Origin of the sequence: Frigoribacterium sp. Leaf415, assembly GCF_001424645.1 — a bacterium.
Taxonomy (GTDB): domain Bacteria; phylum Actinomycetota; class Actinomycetes; order Actinomycetales; family Microbacteriaceae; genus Frigoribacterium.
Window position 1 is genome coordinate 1648403 of record NZ_LMQR01000001.1, and the last position, 17417, is coordinate 1665819.

The following is a 17417-nucleotide window of genomic DNA, read 5'->3' on the forward strand; positions in this document are numbered from 1 at the left end:
GCCGACCGGGTGCCTGACCCGGGTGGCGCGGTACCACCCCGCTTGCCGCCGTCGTCGCCCTCTCGGACGGTGACCGCGACCGCTCTGCTGCGGCTGTGACGGGCCTGCCCCGCCCGGTTCTACCGACGACCACCGGGCCGTGGCCCGCCGGTCGCTTTCTTCCGGGTGCTCCCCGGTGATGGCCGGATCGATGCGTGGTCGATCCTACCGTCAGAGCCGAGGAGGCGCGAGGCCGTCCCGAGGAGCAGGATCGAGGCCATGTCCTCCACCCCGTCCGCCCCACCGGCCAAGCCCGAGAGCACGGTCACCGTGATCGTGGCGTTCCTCGCCAACCTGCTGATCGCCGTCGCGAAGACGGTCGCCGCCTTCCTGACGGGATCGGCGTCGATGGTCGCCGAGTCGGCGCACTCGTGGGCGGACACGGGCAACGAGGTCTTCCTCTTCATCGCCGACAAGCGCGGCGTCAAGCGCCGGGACGACGCGCACCCTCTCGGCTACGGCAAGGAGACGTACGTCTGGTCGATGTTCGCCGCCTTCGGCCTGTTCACCGTCGGCGCCGTCGTGTCGATCCAGCACGGCATCTCGCAGTTGACCGCCGAAGAAGAGGCGGAGAACTATCTGATCAACTACGTCGTCCTCGCGATCGCCTTCGTGCTCGAGGGCACCTCGTTCTTGCAGGCCTTCCGCCAGGCCCGCGGCTCGGCGGCCGAACGCCGGGTGCCGACGCTGCGGCACGTGCTGCGCAGCTCGAACTCGACGCTACGGGCGGTGTTCGCCGAGGACGCGGCGGCCCTGATCGGCCTGCTGATCGCCTTCCTCGGCATCTTCCTGCACCAGGTCACCGGGTCGGCGGTGTTCGACGCGATCGGTTCGATCGCCGTCGGCGTGCTGCTCGGGGTGGTCGCGCTGGTGCTGATCGACCGCAACCGGCGGTTCCTCGTCGGCGAGAGCCCCTCGGACGAACTCGAGTCGACCGTGCTCGAACGACTGCTGGCCCGACCCGAGATCGAGCGGGTCACCTACCTGCACACCGAGTTCGTCGGACCGGGCCGGCTCTACCTGGTCGCCGCCGTCGACATGACGGGCGACGACAGCGAGGAGCACGTCGCCGTCGCCCTGCGCCGCGTGGAGCGTCAGCTCGAGGACCACGACGCCGTCGAGGAAGCGGTGCTCACCCTCTCGACACCGGACGAGCCGAGCCTGACGCCCCGGAAGGCGTCCGACCCGGCTCGTCGCTGACCGCGGACCGCTCAGGCGTCAGCCCCGGGAGGCGCGGCGCCGGGTGACGAGGACGGTCGCCGCCCCGAGACCCACGAGCACCATCCCGGCGAGACCCGCCCACGGCGTCGTCTCGGACGAGCCGGTGGAGGCAAGGGCCGTGGTGTTCTTCGCGGCTCGGATCGGCAGCCCCGAACCGGTCGCCACCACGACGGGCGTCACGCCCGGGTCGCCGGTCTCGGTCGGCATCGTGGCCCGCGCACCGACCGAGTAGCCGACCGTGTCCGCGCCGGCCGAGAAGACCGGGACGGTGAAGGCCGCGTCGTACTGGACCGCCGTGAAGAGGTAGTCACCGGGTACCTGGGCTCCGTAGATCTTCCAGGTCCCGTCCTCGCCGATCACGATCGGGAAGTCGTAGGGCGGATTCGGTTCGGTCACGACGGTCGCGAGGAAGTCGTCGACCTCGGCGCGGGTGCCCGAGAACGGCAGCAGGATCGCCCCGGGCTCCCCGGTGCCCTCGAAGACGGTGTCGACGTAGCCGGGCGACTCGTCGGTCGACTGCTCGAACCGGTGGCCCTCCCGAGGCGACAGGACGACGGGCGCCGCCAGGCGGTCGCGGGCCTCGACGACGAAGGTCCCACCCAGGACGCCCGGCGACGTCCGCGTGACGACCGCGTCGACCACGACGTCCTGGATCGCACCGAGGGTCCAGGTCCCGACGGGTACCCGGACGGTGGCGGACCACCGACCGGCGTCGTCGACCGACGTCGACCCGTCGTAGTCGAGGTCGGTCCCGTCCTCGGCCGCGGCCGCCAGTCGGACGCGAGCGCCCGGCTCACCACCCCCGGTCACCGTGACGGCGGCCTCTTCTCCCCCGACGGACGCGAACCGGTCGCCGGTCGCCGGTCCGTCGATCGTGGGTGCCGGGAGCGTCACGGCGACGACCCGGAACTCCACCGGCGCCGACGCGGGCGAGTCCTCGCTCACGCGCTCACCGGCGGGGTCGACGAGGTGCTGGGTGGTCGTCACCGACCAGTCCCCGCTCGCCAGCCTCGTGGTCGCGGTCCATCGGCCGGAGTCGTCGGTGCCGACCGTGGCCGGACCGGCCGAGGCCCCGTCTGCTTCGAGGCGCTCGAACGTGATCGTCACGACGGCGCCCACCGCGCCGGTGCCCGACACGGTGACGGGCAGGGTCGCCCCCTCGGCTCCCCCCGCCGTCGAGACCGAGACGTACGCGTCGGGCGCCGGTGACTCCACGACAGGGGTGCCAGGTGCGACGACCGCCGCCTGGTCGTCGGCCTCGTCGTCGGCCTGCACCTCGGACGCGGGCACCTCCTCGGCTGAACCGGGCACCTCCTCGGCCGGCGTGGGCTCGTCCTCGCCCGCGGCGGCTGCCTCCACAGCAGGTGCGGGCACCTCCGGGGCCGGCGTGACGGTGACCGGAGCCCGGGCCTCGTCGCCCTCGTCCGCCGAGACGGGATCTCCCTGCGGTCGGGCGAGGTCGCCCCCCGACTCGACGGCGGGCTGGGCGAGTGCCGCCTGTCCGCTCAGTGCGATGCCCCCCAGGGCGATGACGATGGCCGTCGACAGCGCGGTGGCGGTCGACACGGTCTTCTTCATGAGTGGTGTCCTCTTCCGTGAGTCAGGGTGGACCGGTCGCCCCTGACCCACCCCGGGGCGACCGGTCGTCGTCCCGGTGACCCGGTCCGACGAGCACGACGTTAGCCAAGAGTGACGACGATTCCTCACGCCGTGATGAGGCCGTGACCAGATGTCATCCGCAAGTGTGAGACCGCCTCACTCCTCCGGCGTCGCGCGGGATCACCCTCTCGTTCGGGGGGTGATTTGTGACGCATCCCGTGGTCGCTTCCAGCCACTTCTTGACGCTCTCGGCTACCGTGATGCAGTGCAAGCAGTCATCAAGCTCATCAGAGAGCACCCCTCCGCGGCGCGGTTCCTCGTCGTCGGGGGCATCGGCTTCGTGATCACCATGGTGATCAACTACGGGCTCAAGCTGTTCGTCATCCCCCAGCATCCGGTCACCGCCCTCGCGCTGGGCATCATCGTCGCGACGGTCTTCTCGTACTGGATGAACAAGAAGTGGTCGTTCGACGACCGGAGCGAGCGTCACACCGCCCACGAGATGCTGTTGTTCGTGATCGTCAGCCTCGTCGGCGTCGCCATCAACTCGGCCCCCGCCTACCTGTCCCGCTACGGCCTCGGCCTCGAGGTGCCGAACGTCTCGCTGGCCACGCAAGAGATCGCCGACTTCGTCAGCGGCCCGATCATCGGCACCATGCTCGCCATGGTCTTCCGCTACTGGGCCATGAACAAGTGGGTCTTCCCGAAGCGCGCCGAGCTCGTCGACGTCCTGTCGCCCACGTCCCCCTCGACGTCGCCGACACCGACCGTCTAGGCGGAGCGCGCCTCCTGGGCGTCGAGTCCGTCCGCGACGGGCCCCACGGCCGCCGCCACCACGGGGCCCAGAGGACCCCGCCTCACCCCGGCTCGAGCCCAGGTCGAGATCGCGGCCGCCGCGGCGGCGATCAGGGCCGATCCGACCACCTGGGCCGAGAGATCCGGGCGATCGCGACCCGAGCGCTCGGCGACGTACGACGCGACGGCTCCCTGCTGGCGCACGAACCGGACGGCGGCCGACGCGACGAGGTCGTCGCCGAGGGCCATCGCCTCGGACTGGGTCAGCGCCCAGGGCACGCGCTCGGGGTCGTGGGCCTCGGCGAGCGCCACGAGCGCGGCCTCGACCGCGCGGACCGGCGAGAGCTCCGAGGAGGCGCGCAGCAGGTCCCCGAGTCCGGCGAGGCTCTGGTCGAGGTCGAGCCAGAAGAGGTCGGACTTGGCCTCGAAGTAGTTGAAGAACGTGCCGCGGCTCACGCCGGCCCGGCGGGCGATGTCGTCGACGGTCGTCCCGGCGTAGCCGTTCTCGAGGAACAGCTCGGCGGCCGCGTCGGCCAGCATCTCGGCGGACGAACGGCGGGGTCGGCCGACCGGCCGCCGAGGGCGGGTCGGGCCTGGTCCATCTGACATGGCCACCATCATGCCGCTAGACTCGACGGCGCACTTGTTGCACCCGGTCCACGAATGCCGTCCTCGTCTCGGCGGCAGCGGATCCCACCCGACGTCCCGTCACTCCCCACGCCCGGAGCCCCATGCGCAGCCGCCTGCCCGTCCTGATCGCCGCCACCGCCGTCGCGAGCCTCGTGCTCGCCGGCTGCACGAGCGGCGGCGACCCCGACGCCTCGTCCACCCCGGTCTCCGGGGGCACGCTCACCTACGCCTCGGGCGACGCCGAGCCGACCTGCCTCGACCCCCACGTGGGCGGCAACTACCCGCAGGCGCTCGTGTCGACGCAGTACCTCGAGTCGCTCGTCTCGAAGGACGCGAACGGTGACATCGTGCCGTGGCTGGCCGACTCCTGGCAAGAGGCCTCCGACGGCCTCAGCTGGACCTTCACGCTGAAGGACGGCGTGACCTTCACCGACGGCACGCCGTTCGACGCCGCCGCCGTGGCGGCCAACGTCGCCCACCTCCAAGACCCCACGACGCTGTCGTCGACCGGGTACCTCGCCCTCGGCAAGGTCACGGGCGTCGAGGCGGTCGACGCCCGCACGGCACGCTTCGACCTGAGCGAGCCCGACAGCGCCCTCCTCGAGTCCCTCTCGCAGCCCTGGCTCGCGATGGAGTCACCCGAGGCCCTGACCCGCAGCCAAGAGGTCAACTGCGAGTCGCCGGTCGGCACCGGCCCGTTCGTGGTCGACTCGTGGACCAAGCAGCAGCAGGTCGTCCTCAGCCGCAACGACGACTACAGCTCCCCGCCGGCCGACGCCGGGCACCAGGGGCCCGCGTACCTCGACGAGATCGTCTGGCGGTTCATCCCCGACTCGGCGTCCCGCTACGCGGCGCTGCAGGCCGGCCAGGTCGACGTGATCGACAACGCGCAGCCCGACACCCTCGTCGCCGCGGCGAAGGACGACTCGCTCGACGAGATCGACGCCCCGCGCCCGGGCGCCTCCAACCGCATCGAGCTCAACGCCGGCAAGGCGCCCTTCGACGACCCGAGCGTCCGCGAGGCGTTCATCCGCGGCGTCGACGTCGACTCGGGCATCGACTCGTTGTTCTTCGGCACGGCGAAGCGGTCGTACAGCCCGCTGTCGAGCGTCGAGCCGCTGGCGTTCTCCGACGAGTCGCTCTTCGACGTCGACACCGACGCGGCGAACGACCTGCTCGACCGGGCCGGGTGGACCACCCGCGACGCGGACGGGTACCGGACGAAGGACGGCGTGCGCCTCGCCGCGACGTTCCCGGTGAGCACGAACCAGTCGATCCCGGCCGAGCAGTCGCTCTTCGAGCAGGTCCAGGCCGGCGCGAAGGACCTCGGCTTCGACGTCACCCTCGAGCCCCTCGACCTCTCGAGCTGGTACGGCGCCCTCGCCGCGAACGAGTACGACCTGGTGAGCGCGCCGTACACGAAGGTCGGCCCCGACGTGTTGCGCATCCTCTACGACAGCGACGGCATCACCCCGGCCCCGAGCGGCTACTTCGCCAACCTGTCGCAGACGAGCGACCCGGCCCTCGACGACCTGTTGACCCGCGCCTCCGAGACGAGTGACGCCGACGAGCGCGCCGACCTCTACCAGCAGGCGCAGCAGATCATCCTCGAGGGGTGGCACGTCCTGCCGCTGTACGACCAGCAGAACCACTACCTGGTGCGCTCGGCCGTCCAGGGCGTCCGTGCCCTGCCGACGGTCCAGGCGCCGACGATGTACGACGCGTACAAGGCGAGCTGACCGGGTGCGTCCGGGGCGGTGGCGACGGGCGGGTCGGTGGCTCGTCGGCCGCCTGCTCGGTGCGGTCTTCGTGCTCTGGGCCGTCGCGACGCTGATCTTCTTCGCCATCCGGCTCGTGCCCGGCGACCCGGCCGAGGCGATCCTCGGCGGTCCGGGGTCGCAGGCGTCGGCGGAGGCCCTCGACACGGTCCGCCGGCAGTACGGCCTCGACCAGCCGCTGCTCGTCCAGTACCTCGCGCAGCTCGGTCGACTCGCGACGGGTGACCTCGGCACCTCGTACTCGCTGCGCACCGACGTCGGCCGGTTGCTGCTCGACCAGTTGCCGGGCACGATCGGCCTCGCCCTGCTGGCCCTGGTCGTGGCCTGGCTGCTGGCGATCGCGACGGCCTGGTGGGCGTCGCTCAGCGGCCGGGTCGCCTCGGCGGTGTCGTCCGGGCTCGAGGTCGTCGCCTCGGCCGTGCCGCACTTCTGGCTGGCCAGCCTGCTGATCCTGGTCCTCAGCACCGAGCTCGGGCTGCTGCCCCCGGTGAGCACGGGCACTCCCGCGGGGCTCGTCCTGCCGGTCGTCACGCTCGCGATCCCCGTCGCGGGGTTCCTCGGCCAGGTCACCCGCGACTCGCTCCTCGACGCCGCGGCCACTCCGTTCGCCCTCTCGGCTCGTGCCCGGGGCGAGGGCCCGTCGGGGCTCTTCGTCCGCCACCTGCTCCGGCACGCGGCCCTGCCCGGGCTCGCCCTGTCGGGTTGGGCGTTCGGCTCGCTGCTCAGCGGGGCCGTCGTGGTCGAGTCGGTCTTCGCCCGCCCGGGCCTCGGCCGCACCCTGCTCGGGGCGGTCACGTTGCGCGACATCCCGCTCGTGACCGGTGTCGCCCTCGTCTCGGCCCTCGCCTACGTCGTCGTGGTGGCCCTCGGCGACCTGGCCGAGCGCGCCGTCGACCCGAGAGGACGCGCGGCATGACCGCGCTGCCCGACCTGCCCCGGGGCGCCGACCCGGCCAGCGCCTCCTCGTCCCGCGTGGCCAGGCGGCGCCTGCCGCTCGGCCCGGCGGAACTCGTCGCGGCCGCCCTGCTCCTGCTGGTCGTCGTGATGGCCATCGCACCCGGCCTGTTGGCCCCCGCCGACCCGCTCGCCGTGTCGCCGACCGACGCGTTCGCCGGTCCGTCGCCCGCGCACCCGTTCGGCACCGACGAGTCGGGGCGAGGCGTGTGGACCCGCGTCGTCCACGGGGCCGGCGCCTCGCTGACGATCGGGCTCGTCGCCACGCTGATCGGCACCGGGCTGGGTGTGGCCCTCGGCGTCCTGGCGGGCCTCGGCGGTCGCGGCCTCGTCGGTCGGGCGACCGACGCGGGCGTCAGTCGCATGCTCGAGGTCCTCTTCGCCCTGCCCGGCCTGCTGCTGGCGCTCGTCGTCATCGCGTTCACCGGGCCCGGGGCCGTGCCGGCGACGATCGCCGTCGGCCTCGCGACGGCCCCCGGGTACGCCCGCATCGTCCGCAGTCAGGTGGCGGCCGTCCGCCGGTCTCCGATGGTCGAGGCCGCGACCGTGCTCGGCCGCCGCCCGGCGACCGTCCTGCTGCGTCACGTGCTGCCGAACGCCCTCGCCCCCGTCGTCGTCCTCGCCACGCTGGGCCTCGGTCAGGCCGTGGTCTGGGCGTCGTCGCTGAGCTACCTCGGGCTGGGATCGCCGCCCCCGGCACCCGAGTGGGGCGCGATGCTCTCGGCCGGGCGCACGTACCTCGCGGTCGCCTGGTGGATGACCGTCTTCCCGGGGCTGGCCGTCGTGGTGACGGCCGCGTCGGCCACGGTGCTGGGGCGCGGTCTCGCACGACGCGGACGAGGAGGACGACGATGAGCACGCACCCGCCGCCGACAGGCGCCGTTCGGGGTGACCTCCACCGCGCCTCCTCGGACGACCTCGTCGTCGACCGCCTGCACGTCGCGTTCGACGGGGTGACCGCCGTCGACGACGTGTCGTTCTCGCTGCGTCCCGGTGAATGCGTGGCCCTGGTCGGCGAGTCCGGCTCGGGCAAGAGCGTGACCGCCCGGGCCCTGCTCGGGCTGACCGGCGGCACCGTGACGGCCGACGCCCTGCGACTCGGCGACGACGACCTGCTCACGCTGACCGAACGACGCTGGCGTCGACTGCGCGGCCCGCGCATCGGGCTCGTGCTGCAGGACGCCCTGGTCTCACTCGACCCCCTGCGCCCGGTCGGCCGTGAGATCGACGACGCCCTGCGACTGCACACGCGACTCTCGCCGACCGCCCGTCGGGCCCGTGTGCTCGAGGTCCTCACCGAGGTCGGCATGCCCGACCCCGAGGTGCGCCGCGGCCTGCGATCGGGCGAGCTCTCGGGCGGGCTGCGGCAACGGGCGCTCATCGCCGCGGCCCTCGCCCTGCGGCCCGGTGTGATCGTCGCCGACGAGCCCACCACCGCCCTGGACGCCGAGGTGCAGCGCCTGGTCGTCGACCGGCTCGCCGCCCTGCGCGACGCGGGCACGGCCGTCCTCGCGATCAGTCACGACCTCGGGGTCGTGCGTCGGCTGGCCGACCGCGTCGTCGTGATGCGCGACGGGCGCGTGGTCGAGCAGGGCCCCACGGCGACCGTGCTCGACTCGCCGCAGGCCGACTACACGCGCATGCTCCTCGCCGCCCTGCCGGGTGGGGCCCCGCGGGGTCGGCGCCTGTCCACCCCTGTGACTCCCGACGGCCCGGACGCAGGAGGCGCGCCCGCGTCGACGACGCCGGTCCCCTCCGACGCACCCCCACCAGGAGGCGCGCGCGGCTCGTCGACGCCGGTCGCGTCGGCGACTCCCCCGGCCGGTCCCGTCCTCGTGGCGACGGGCCTGCGCCGCGTCTTCGCGGGGCGCCGGGGGCCCGACCGGGTCGCCGTGGACGACGTCTCGCTCTCGCTGCGGGCCGGCGAGACGCTCGGCCTCGTCGGAGCGTCGGGCTCGGGCAAGACGACCACGGCCCGCCTGCTGCTCGGCCTCGACGACCCCGACGCCGGGACGGTCGAGCTGCTCGGCACACCCTGGGCCCCGGCGCGCGAGCGCGATCGCCGTCCCCGCCGCGGCGACCTCGGGGCCGTCTACCAGGATCCCTCGAGCTCGTTCGACCCGCGCTTCACGGTCGGCCGCCTGCTGGCCGACGCGCTGACGGCCGGCCGCAGCACGCGCCTCGGCCCCGTCGAGCCCGAGGTCGTCGCCTTGCTGGCACGGGTCGGACTCGACGCCGACACGGTGGCACGACGGCCCGACACGTTGTCCGGCGGCCAGCGGCAGCGGGTGGCGATCGCCCGTGCCCTGGCCCCGCGGCCCCGCGTGATCGTCTGCGACGAGCCGGTCTCGGCGCTCGACGTCTCGGTGCAGGCCCAGGTGCTCGACCTGCTGGACGAGCTGCAGCGACAGGACGGGCTCGCCTACGTCTTCATCTCGCACGACCTGGACGTCGTCGAGCACATGTCCGACCGGGTCGCCGTGATGCACGAGGGCCGGATCGTCGAGCAGGGCCGCACGGACGAGGTGTTCTCCGCCCCGCAGCACGCCCACACCCGCGCCCTGCTCGCCGCCCGCCCCTAGCCGGGCCCGGGTCCGGGCCCGGCCCAGCCTGGCCCGGCCGGCCCGGCAAGTCGTGACATCTCAAGCCAGGACGGGTGGGCGGCAGGCCCGACCGGCGGGCCCGGGCCGGGTCAGCCGCGGCGGGCGGCGTCGGCCTCGGCGGCCTTCGGGTCGACCACGTCGATCAGTCCGGACTGCGCCCACTCGAGCGCCCAGTCCGACTTCGCGACCTCGCTCGACTCGTCGGCGTAGGCCTCGACCAACTCGCGCGCCTCGTCGTCGGTGGCGACCGACGGGCCCGAGCCGAGCAACGGCTCGTTGGCGGTCTCCTTCGTGAACCACACGGCGACGAGGCCGATCACGGCCGCGGCCATCAGGTAGAAGGCGGGGATGTCGTGGGCCCACGAGAAGTTCTTCCCCTCGGCCCAGACGACCAGCGCCTCGGTGGCCAGGGGCGTGGTGCCGCCGAACAGCGACACCGACACGTTGAACGCGATGGCCAGGGCGCCGTAACGGATGATCGTCGGGAACAGCGCGGGCAGCGTCGACGGCATGGTCGACGTGAACGTGACGAGCACCAGGCCGAGCACCAGCAGGCCCACGAAGACGAGGGGCGTGCTCTCGGACTGCACGAGCTTGAGGGCCGGCCACGACAGCACCAGGAACCCGATGCAGCCCGCGAACAGCACGGGGCGTCGCCCGAACCGGTCGCTCAGTCGCCCGCTGAACGTGATGACGATCATCATCAGCACCATCACGACGATCACGAGCAGCAGGCCCGAGGTCGCGCTGCGGCCGAGCGTGTTCGTGAGGTAGGTCGGCATGTACGACAGCAGCATGTAGTCGGTCACGTTGAAGACCAGCACCAGGCCGATGCAGACGATCAGCGCACGCCAGTTCTCGGCGAAGAGCTTCACGAACGGCACCTTGACGTGCTCGCGCCCGGCGGCTTCTTCCTGCTGCTTCTGGAACGCCGGCGTCTCCTCGAGCTTGAGGCGCAGGTAGAGCCCGATCAGGCCGAGCGGTCCGGCGATCAGGAACGGGATGCGCCACCCCCAGGCGAGCAGCGCCTCCTCGCTCATGCCGAGCTGCAGACCGGTGACCAGCGAGGCCCCGAGCACGTAGCCGGCCAGCGTGCCGAACTCGAGCCACGAGCCCATGAAGCCGCGGCGCTTGTCGGGCGAGTACTCGGCGATGAACGTGGCCGCGCCTCCGTACTCGCCACCGGTCGAGAAGCCCTGCAGGAGGCGCGCCAGCAGCAGCAGGACGGGCGCCCAGAGCCCGATGGTCGCGTACGACGGGATGAGGCCGATGGCGAGCGTCCCCGCGGCCATGAGGATCATCGTGAGCGCGAGCACCTTCTGGCGTCCGATGCGGTCGCCGAGCGGGCCGAAGAACGCGCCGCCGATCGGGCGCACGATGAACGCGGCGGTGAAGGTGCCGAAGGTGAACAGGATGTTCAACGCGTCGTTGCCCGGCGGGAAGAACACCTGGGCGATCGTCGTCGTGATGTAGGCGTAGACGCCGAAGTCGAACCACTCCATGGCGTTGCCGAGGGCGGCGGCGCTGACCGCGCGCTTGAGCAGACCCTCTTCGACGACGGTGACGTCGTCGGTGGTGAGCTTCCGGCGGGCGGGTGTCTTGCTGTCGTTCTTCTTGGCTGACATCGGTTGAGGCCTCCAGGTCGTCGGGCGGTGGCAGTCGACCCCAGCGTCGGCAAAAAACCCGTCGAGCCTAGCAGAACCGCCATGTCAGTACCAGTGCAGCGTGCGCAGGGGTGCAGTGGACGCAGCGCCCAGGAGGCGCGGTGGCGGTTCCCGAGGAGCCCTCGCGAGGGTGCGTACACTGGTCGGAGTCCCACAACCAGGCACCTCCCCACCGACACGGTGCCGTCCACAGAACCGGAGAAGACCATGCCGTCAGCGATGCCCGAGAAGCCCGCCCTCGAAGGACTCGAGGCCCGTTGGGGTCAGGTCTGGGAGGCCGACGGCACCTACCGCTTCGACCGCGCGGACGCGACCCGCGCCTCCGTGTTCTCGGTCGACACCCCGCCGCCGACCGCCTCGGGCAGCCTGCACATCGGCCACGTGTTCAGCTACACGCACACCGACGTCAAGGCCCGGTTCGAGCGCATGCGCGGCAAGCGCGTGTTCTACCCGATGGGCTGGGACGACAACGGCCTGCCGACCGAGCGTCGCGTGCAGAACTTCTACGGCGTGCGCTGCGACCCGTCGCTGCCCTACGACGCCGACTTCACCCCGCCCTTCGAGGGTGGCGACAACAAGTCGTCGAAGGCCGCCGACCAGGTGCCGATCTCGCGTCGCAACTTCATCGAGCTGTGCGAGCGCCTCACGGTCGAGGACGAGAAGCAGTTCGAGGACGTCTGGCGGAAGCTCGGCCTCTCGGTCGACTGGACCCAGAGCTACCGCACCATCGACGACGACTCGCAGGCCATCGCGCAGAAGGCCTTCCTCCGCAACCTGGCCCGCGGCGAGGCCTACCAGGCCGACGCGCCCACGCTCTGGGACGTCACGTTCCGCACGGCCGTGGCCCAGGCCGAGCTCGAGGACAAAGAGATGCCCGGGGCGTACCACAAGCTCGCCTTCCACCGCACCGACGGCCAGGGCGACGTGCTCATCGACACCACGCGGCCCGAGCTGCTGCCGGCCTGCGTGGCCCTCGTCGCGCACCCCGACGACGAGCGCTACCAGGCTCTGTTCGGCACGACCGTGCGCTCGCCCCTGTTCGACGTCGAGGTGCCGGTGGTGGCGCACCACCTCGCCCAGCCCGACAAGGGCTCCGGCATCGCCATGGTCTGCACCTTCGGCGACACCAACGACGTGGTCTGGTGGCGCGAGCTGCAGCTGCCGAACCGCGCCGTGATCGGCTTCGACGGCCGCTTCGTCAGCGAGGCCCCCGAGGCGATCACGTCCGAGGCGGGGCGCGCCTCCTACGCCCAGCTGGCCGGCAAGACGGTGTTCAGCGCCAAACAGTCCGTGGTCGAGCAGTTGACCGCGTCGGGCGAGCTCGTGGGCGAGATCCGCAAGATCTCGCACCCCGTGAAGTTCTTCGAGAAGGGCGACAAGCCGCTCGAGATCGTCTCGACCCGCCAGTGGTACATCGTCAACGGCGCCCGCGACGAGCAGCTCAAGGGTTCGCTGCTCGAGCGCGGCGGCGAGGTGGCGTTCCACCCCGACTTCATGCGCGTCCGCTACGACAACTGGGTCAACGGCCTCAACGGCGACTGGCTGATCTCGCGCCAACGGTTCTTCGGCGTCCCGATCCCGGTCTGGTACCCGCTCGACGGCGACGGCAACCCCGTCTTCGAGCAGGTGATCGTGCCCACCGAGGCACAGCTGCCCATCGACCCGGCGTCCCAGGCGGCCCCCGGCTACGACGAGTCGCAGCGCGGCGTGCCCGGCGGCTTCGTCGGCGAGGTCGACGTGATGGACACGTGGGCGACCTCGTCGCTCACCCCGCAGCTGGCCGGCGGGTGGGAGCGCGACCCCGAGCTGTTCGACCTCGTGTTCCCGTACGACGTGCGCCCCCAGGGGCAGGACATCATCCGCACCTGGCTGTTCTCGACGATGCTGCGGTCGCAGCTCGAGTCGGGCACCGTGCCGTGGAAAAACGCGTCGATCTCTGGCTTCATCGTCGACCCCGACCGCAAGAAGATGTCGAAGTCGAAGGGCAACGTGGTCACCCCGGCCGCCATGCTCGACGACCACGGCTCGGACTCGGTGCGCTACTGGGCGGCGTCGAGCCGGCTGGGCACCGACGCGGCGTTCGACCCGCAGAACCCGAAGCAGATCAAGATCGGCCGCCGTCTGGCGATCAAGGTGCTCAACGCGGCGAAGTTCGTCTACTCGTTCGAGCTGCCCTCGGGCGAGTTCGAGATCACGCAGCCGCTCGACCGCGACCTGCTCGCGTCGTTCGCCGCCGTGATCGAGACCGCGACCGAGGCACTCGAGGGCTACGACCACGCCCGGGCGCTCGAGACGACCGAGAAGTTCTTCTGGACGTTCTGCGACGACTACCTCGAGCTCGTGAAGGAGCGCGCCTACGGTGCCACCACGCCGGCCGAGCAGGCCTCGGCCGTGCTCGCGCTGCGCACGGTGCTCGAGGGCCTGCTGCGACTGCTCGCGCCCTACCTGCCGTTCGCCACCGAAGAGGTCTGGTCCTGGACGCACGACGACTCGGTGCACCGGGCCGCGTGGCCGACCGTCGACGAACTCGGCCTCACCGAGGGCGAGACATCGTCCGGTCTCGTCGGCCTCGTCGGGCAGGCGCTCATCTTCGTCCGGCGGGCCAAGTCAGATGCCAAGGCCTCGCAGAAGACCCCGGTCGCCTCGGCCGTCATCACGGGCCCCTCGGCCCAGCTGGAGCTCGTGAAGCTCGCGGCGGGTGACCTCGCGGCGGTGGGCAAGATCGCCGAGCTGTCCTTCGCCGAGGGCGACGAGCTGGCGGTCGGTGACATCGTGTTCGCCGAGATGCCGGCCGACGCCGGTGCGGCCGGGTCCGGCTCCGGTGCCGGCGCTGCTGCCGCTCCTGCCCCGACGGCGGGTGCCTGATGCAGCTCGGCACGCGGTGGAGCGTGGGAGGCGCGGCTCCGGCCGACCTGCCCGCCGCGGTCCTCGGGGCGGTCGCGCAGGTCGAGCGTGAACTCGCCGACCAGAAGGTGGACGCGACGTCCTGGCGCTGGACGCTCACCTGGCTCGAGCACCGCCCCGTCGTCGAGCTCGACGACGGCACGGTCATCCGGGTCGACGCCGTCACCGGCGAGGCCCGCATCCACGAGCCCGTCGACGCCGAGGGCGACGACGACTAGCGCCACGTCGGCCGAGATGTCACGACATGCCGCTCACCTTCGAAGGTGAGCGGCATGTCGTGCCTTCTCGATGACTCGCCGGCGGCTGCCAGCCGTCAGGCGCGGGCGAGCAGCTCGCCGTGCGGCATGATCAACCAGCCGTCGGGGGCGTCGCGCCAGGTGCGCCAGGCGTCGGCGATCGCGTGCAGCTCGTCGTGCGTGGCCGCACCCTTCTCGATCGCGTCGGCGTAGAACGCCGACTCCGTCGCCCGGGCCGCCCAGCTGTCGCCCCACCAGGTGCGATCCTCGTCCGAGGCGAAGCACCACACGGAGGCGCTGCTCGCCACGTCGACGAAGCCCGCCTCGAGCGCCCAGCCCTTGAGGCGCCTCCCGGCGTCGGGTTCGCCGCCGTTGCCGCGGTGCACGGCCTGGTAGACGTCCATCCACCGGTCGAGACCGGGGTTCTCGGGAGCCCAGACGCAGCCGTGGTAGTCGACGTCGCGGACGGCCACGACTCCCCCGGGGCGGGTCACCCGACGCATCTCGCGAAGGGCGGCGACCGGGTCGCCCACGTGCTGCAGCACCTGGTGCGCGTGGACGACGTCGAACGCGTCGTCGTCGAACGGCAGGGCGAACAGGTCGGCGGTCTCGAAGCGGACGTTGTGCAGGCCGGCCTCGACCGCGAGGGACGTCGCCTGTTCGACGATGCCGGCCGCGGCGTCGATGCCGATCACCCGACCGGGCGCGACGCGTCCGGCGATGTCGACGGTGATGGTCCCCGGCCCCGACCCGACGTCGAGGACGCTCACCCCGGGCACGAGGTGCGGCTCGAGGTACGCGGCCGAGTTCTCGACCGTCCGCCACGAGTGGCTGCGCAGCACGCTCTCGTGGTGGCCATGGGTGTACCGGGCGTGCGTCTCGGGGCGTTCGCTCATGCGGCGACCCTAGCGCGCCTCCTAGTGTGGGCTGATGACGAACCCGTTCCTCTCCCCCAGCACGCTGCCGTACTCGCTGCCGCCGTTCGCGAGCATCACCGACGACGACTACGGCCCCGCGTTCGAGGCCGGGTTCGCCGAGCAGCTGGCCGAGGTCGAGGTCATCGCGACCGACCCGGACGAGCCGACCTTCGAGAACACGGTCGCCGCCCTCGAACGCAGCGGCGCCACGCTCACCCGCGTCGAGCACGTCTTCTTCAACAAGACCTCGTCGGACTCGACCGAGGCCACCGACGCCCTCGAACTCGAGCTCGCTCCGCGACTGGCGGCACACGCCGACGCCATCCGCCTCGACCCGCGTCTCTTCGCCCGTCTCCGCAGAGTGCACGAGCGCCGGGACGCCCTCGACCTGACCGCCGAGCAGCGCTACCTCGTCGAGCGACTCGTCGCCGAGGCCACTCGCTCGGGGGCTGCCCTCGGCGACGACGACAAGGACCGCCTGCGTGACCTCAACGGCCGGCTCTCGACCCTGACCACGCGGTTCGAGAAGAACCTGCTGGCCGACACGAACGACCTCGCCGTCGTGGTCGACGACGTCGCCGAACTCGACGGACTCGACGCCGGGACGATCGCGGCCGCCGCCGAGGCAGCGCGAGAGCGTGGACTCGAGGGGCGCTACGTCATCACCCTCGTGTTGTTCAGCGGCCACCCCTACCTGGCGAGCCTCACCGACGAGGGACTGCGCGAGCGGATCATGCAGGCGTCGCTCTCGCGCGGACGCCGCGGCGGCGACCACGACAACCGCGAGCTCGTGCTCGAGATCGCCCGCCTGCGCGCCGAGCGGGCCGAGCTGCTCGGGTTCCGGTCGCACGCCGCCTACGTCACGGCGGGCGAGACCGCGGGCACCCCCGAGGCGGTGGCCGACCTGCTCGGGCGACTCGCGCCTCCTGCCGCCCGCAACGCGCGCGCGGAACAGGCCGAGCTCGAGCGCGTCGCCGGCCGCGAGATCCGGGCCTCGGACTGGGCCTTCTACGCCGAACGGGTGCGCACCGAGAAGCACGACGTCGACACGGCGGCGATGCGCCCGTACTTCGAGGCCGAGCGCGTGCTGCACGACGGCGTCTTCTTCGCCGCGGGGCTGCTCTACGGCCTGCGGTTCGCCGAGCGCCCCGACCTGGTCGCGTACCACCCCGAGGCGCGGGTCTTCGAGGTGACCGACGCCGACGGCGGCGAGGTCGGCCTCTACGTGCTCGACCTGTACACGCGCGACAGCAAGCGCGGCGGTGCCTGGATGAACCCGCTCGTCTCGCAGTCCGCCCTGACCGGACTGCCGACGGTCGTGGTCAACAACCTCAACGTGCCGAAACCGCCCGCCGGCCGGCCGGCCCTGCTGACGCTCGACGAGGTGACGACGTTCTTCCACGAGTTCGGGCACGCCCTGCACGGTCTCGTCGCCCGGGTGACCTACCCGAGCTTCTCGGGCACGAACGTCTTCCGCGACTTCGTCGAGTTCCCCAGCCAGGTGAACGAGATGTGGATGCTCTGGCCCGAGGTGCTCGCGAACTACGCCGTGCACCACGAGACCGGCGAGCGACTCCCGCAGCCGCTGGTCGACGCGCTCATCGCCTCGCAGGGGTTCGACCAGGGCTTCGAGACGAGCGAGTACCTCGCCGCGGCGCTGCTCGACCAGGCGTGGCACGCGTTGTCCTCGGCCGAGGCGGCGGCGGTCACCGACGTCGAGGCGTTCGAGCAGGAGGCGCTGGCCGCGGTGGGCCTCGACCTCGCGTCGGTCCCCACCCGCTACTCGAGCACGTACTTCGCCCACACCTTCTCGGGCGGCTACGACGCCGGCTACTACTCGTACATCTGGAGCGAGGTGCTCGACGCCGACACGGTCGAGTGGTTCGAGCAGAACGGCGGGCTCACCCGCGAGAACGGTGACCGATTCCGCTCACGCCTGCTGGGCGTCGGCGGCTCGAAGGACCCGCTCGAGGCCTACCGCGACTTCCGTGGTCGGGACGCCCGGGTCGAGCCCCTGCTCGCGCGCCGCGGCCTCGCCTGACACCGCGTCGACTGACGCGGCCTCGCCTGACGCGAG

At 72.1% G+C, this 17417-nt stretch carries 13 protein-coding genes; 9 read left to right on the plus strand and 4 right to left on the minus strand.

Annotated elements, in window-relative coordinates; all coding sequences use genetic code 11:
- Positions 1–258 precede the first annotated feature (258 nt).
- Positions 259–1239, plus strand: coding sequence for a cation diffusion facilitator family transporter (locus ASG28_RS07570; protein WP_055973696.1), 981 nt, complete (start codon positions 259–261; stop codon positions 1237–1239).
- 18 nt (positions 1240–1257) lie between these two features.
- Here the strand turns inward: ASG28_RS07570 and ASG28_RS07575 are convergent, their stop codons facing one another.
- Complete coding sequence (locus ASG28_RS07575; RefSeq protein ID WP_055973699.1) at positions 1258–2838, minus strand: LPXTG cell wall anchor domain-containing protein; 1581 nt, start codon at positions 2836–2838, stop codon at positions 1258–1260.
- 286 nt (positions 2839–3124) lie between these two features.
- On the opposite strand from ASG28_RS07575, the gene ASG28_RS07580 reads away from it, so the two are divergent.
- Complete coding sequence (locus tag ASG28_RS07580; protein WP_054145965.1) at positions 3125–3634, plus strand: GtrA family protein; 510 nt, start codon at positions 3125–3127, stop codon at positions 3632–3634.
- On the opposite strand, the gene ASG28_RS07585 is transcribed toward ASG28_RS07580, so the two are convergent.
- Complete coding sequence (locus tag ASG28_RS07585; RefSeq protein ID WP_055977182.1) at positions 3631–4263, minus strand: TetR/AcrR family transcriptional regulator; 633 nt, start codon at positions 4261–4263, stop codon at positions 3631–3633. The genes ASG28_RS07580 and ASG28_RS07585 overlap by 4 nt on opposite strands.
- 122 nt (positions 4264–4385) lie before the next feature.
- On the opposite strand from ASG28_RS07585, the gene ASG28_RS07590 reads away from it, so the two are divergent.
- Genes ASG28_RS07590 through ASG28_RS07605 form a run of 4 tightly spaced genes read left to right on the plus strand, consistent with a single transcriptional unit; the run spans position 4386 to position 9598 of the window.
- Entirely contained in the window at positions 4386–6023 is a 1638-nt protein-coding gene (locus ASG28_RS07590) for an ABC transporter substrate-binding protein (protein ID WP_055973703.1), read from the plus strand.
- Between the two features lie 4 nt (positions 6024–6027).
- The gene (locus tag ASG28_RS07595; RefSeq protein ID WP_055973707.1) at positions 6028–6978 is read left to right on the plus strand and encodes an ABC transporter permease; all 951 of its coding nucleotides are present in this window, start codon (positions 6028–6030) and stop codon (positions 6976–6978) included.
- Positions 6975–7871, plus strand: a complete 897-nt coding sequence (locus ASG28_RS07600; protein ID WP_055973710.1) for an ABC transporter permease — start codon at positions 6975–6977, stop codon at positions 7869–7871. The genes ASG28_RS07595 and ASG28_RS07600 overlap by 4 nt, the downstream gene beginning before the upstream one ends.
- Positions 7868–9598 carry a dipeptide ABC transporter ATP-binding protein gene (locus ASG28_RS07605; protein WP_082454494.1) on the plus strand — a complete coding sequence of 577 codons (1731 nt, stop codon included), beginning with the start codon at positions 7868–7870 and terminating at the stop codon, positions 9596–9598. Before ASG28_RS07600 ends, ASG28_RS07605 begins: the two co-directional genes overlap by 4 nt.
- A gap of 110 nt (positions 9599–9708) precedes the next feature.
- Here the strand turns inward: ASG28_RS07605 and proP are convergent, their stop codons facing one another.
- Positions 9709–11244, minus strand: coding sequence for a glycine betaine/L-proline transporter ProP (proP, locus tag ASG28_RS07610; protein ID WP_055973713.1), 1536 nt, complete (start codon positions 11242–11244; stop codon positions 9709–9711).
- Between the two features lie 258 nt (positions 11245–11502).
- Between proP and valS the strand changes: the two genes are divergently transcribed.
- Together valS and ASG28_RS07620 are read left to right on the plus strand one after the other, a co-directional pair.
- The gene (valS, locus tag ASG28_RS07615; protein WP_082454495.1) at positions 11503–14148 is read left to right on the plus strand and encodes a valine--tRNA ligase; all 2646 of its coding nucleotides are present in this window, start codon (positions 11503–11505) and stop codon (positions 14146–14148) included.
- Positions 14148–14405, plus strand: a complete 258-nt coding sequence (locus ASG28_RS07620) for a hypothetical protein (protein ID WP_055973718.1) — start codon at positions 14148–14150, stop codon at positions 14403–14405. Before valS ends, ASG28_RS07620 begins: the two co-directional genes overlap by 1 nt.
- A 95-nt stretch (positions 14406–14500) precedes the next feature.
- On the opposite strand, the gene ASG28_RS07625 is transcribed toward ASG28_RS07620, so the two are convergent.
- Positions 14501–15319, minus strand: coding sequence for a methyltransferase domain-containing protein (locus ASG28_RS07625; RefSeq protein ID WP_055973722.1), 819 nt, complete (start codon positions 15317–15319; stop codon positions 14501–14503).
- 34 nt (positions 15320–15353) lie between these two features.
- Here ASG28_RS07625 and ASG28_RS07630 point away from each other — a divergent pair, with 34 nt between their 5' ends.
- Positions 15354–17381 (plus strand): M3 family metallopeptidase, encoded by a 2028-nt coding sequence (locus ASG28_RS07630; RefSeq protein ID WP_055973725.1) that lies wholly within the window; start codon positions 15354–15356, stop codon positions 17379–17381.
- Positions 17382–17417: the final 36 nt, after the last annotated feature.

Bases quoted from the DNA above. Each gene is read 5' to 3' on its own strand.
- ASG28_RS07605 (WP_082454494.1), top strand. From the start codon at position 7,868: ATGAGCACGCACCCGCCGCCGACAGGCGCCGTTCGGGGTGACCTCCAC.
- ASG28_RS07575 (WP_055973699.1), bottom strand. From the start codon at position 2,838: ATGAAGAAGACCGTGTCGACCGCCACCGCGCTGTCGACGGCCATCGTC.
- ASG28_RS07625 (WP_055973722.1), bottom strand. From the start codon at position 15,319: ATGAGCGAACGCCCCGAGACGCACGCCCGGTACACCCATGGCCACCAC.
- ASG28_RS07620 (WP_055973718.1), top strand. From the start codon at position 14,148: ATGCAGCTCGGCACGCGGTGGAGCGTGGGAGGCGCGGCTCCGGCCGAC.
- proP (WP_055973713.1), bottom strand. From the start codon at position 11,244: ATGTCAGCCAAGAAGAACGACAGCAAGACACCCGCCCGCCGGAAGCTC.
- ASG28_RS07630 (WP_055973725.1), top strand. From the start codon at position 15,354: ATGACGAACCCGTTCCTCTCCCCCAGCACGCTGCCGTACTCGCTGCCG.
- ASG28_RS07570 (WP_055973696.1), top strand. From the start codon at position 259: ATGTCCTCCACCCCGTCCGCCCCACCGGCCAAGCCCGAGAGCACGGTC.
- valS (WP_082454495.1), top strand. From the start codon at position 11,503: ATGCCCGAGAAGCCCGCCCTCGAAGGACTCGAGGCCCGTTGGGGTCAG.
- ASG28_RS07590 (WP_055973703.1), top strand. From the start codon at position 4,386: ATGCGCAGCCGCCTGCCCGTCCTGATCGCCGCCACCGCCGTCGCGAGC.
- ASG28_RS07585 (WP_055977182.1), bottom strand. From the start codon at position 4,263: ATGTCAGATGGACCAGGCCCGACCCGCCCTCGGCGGCCGGTCGGCCGA.
- ASG28_RS07600 (WP_055973710.1), top strand. From the start codon at position 6,975: ATGACCGCGCTGCCCGACCTGCCCCGGGGCGCCGACCCGGCCAGCGCC.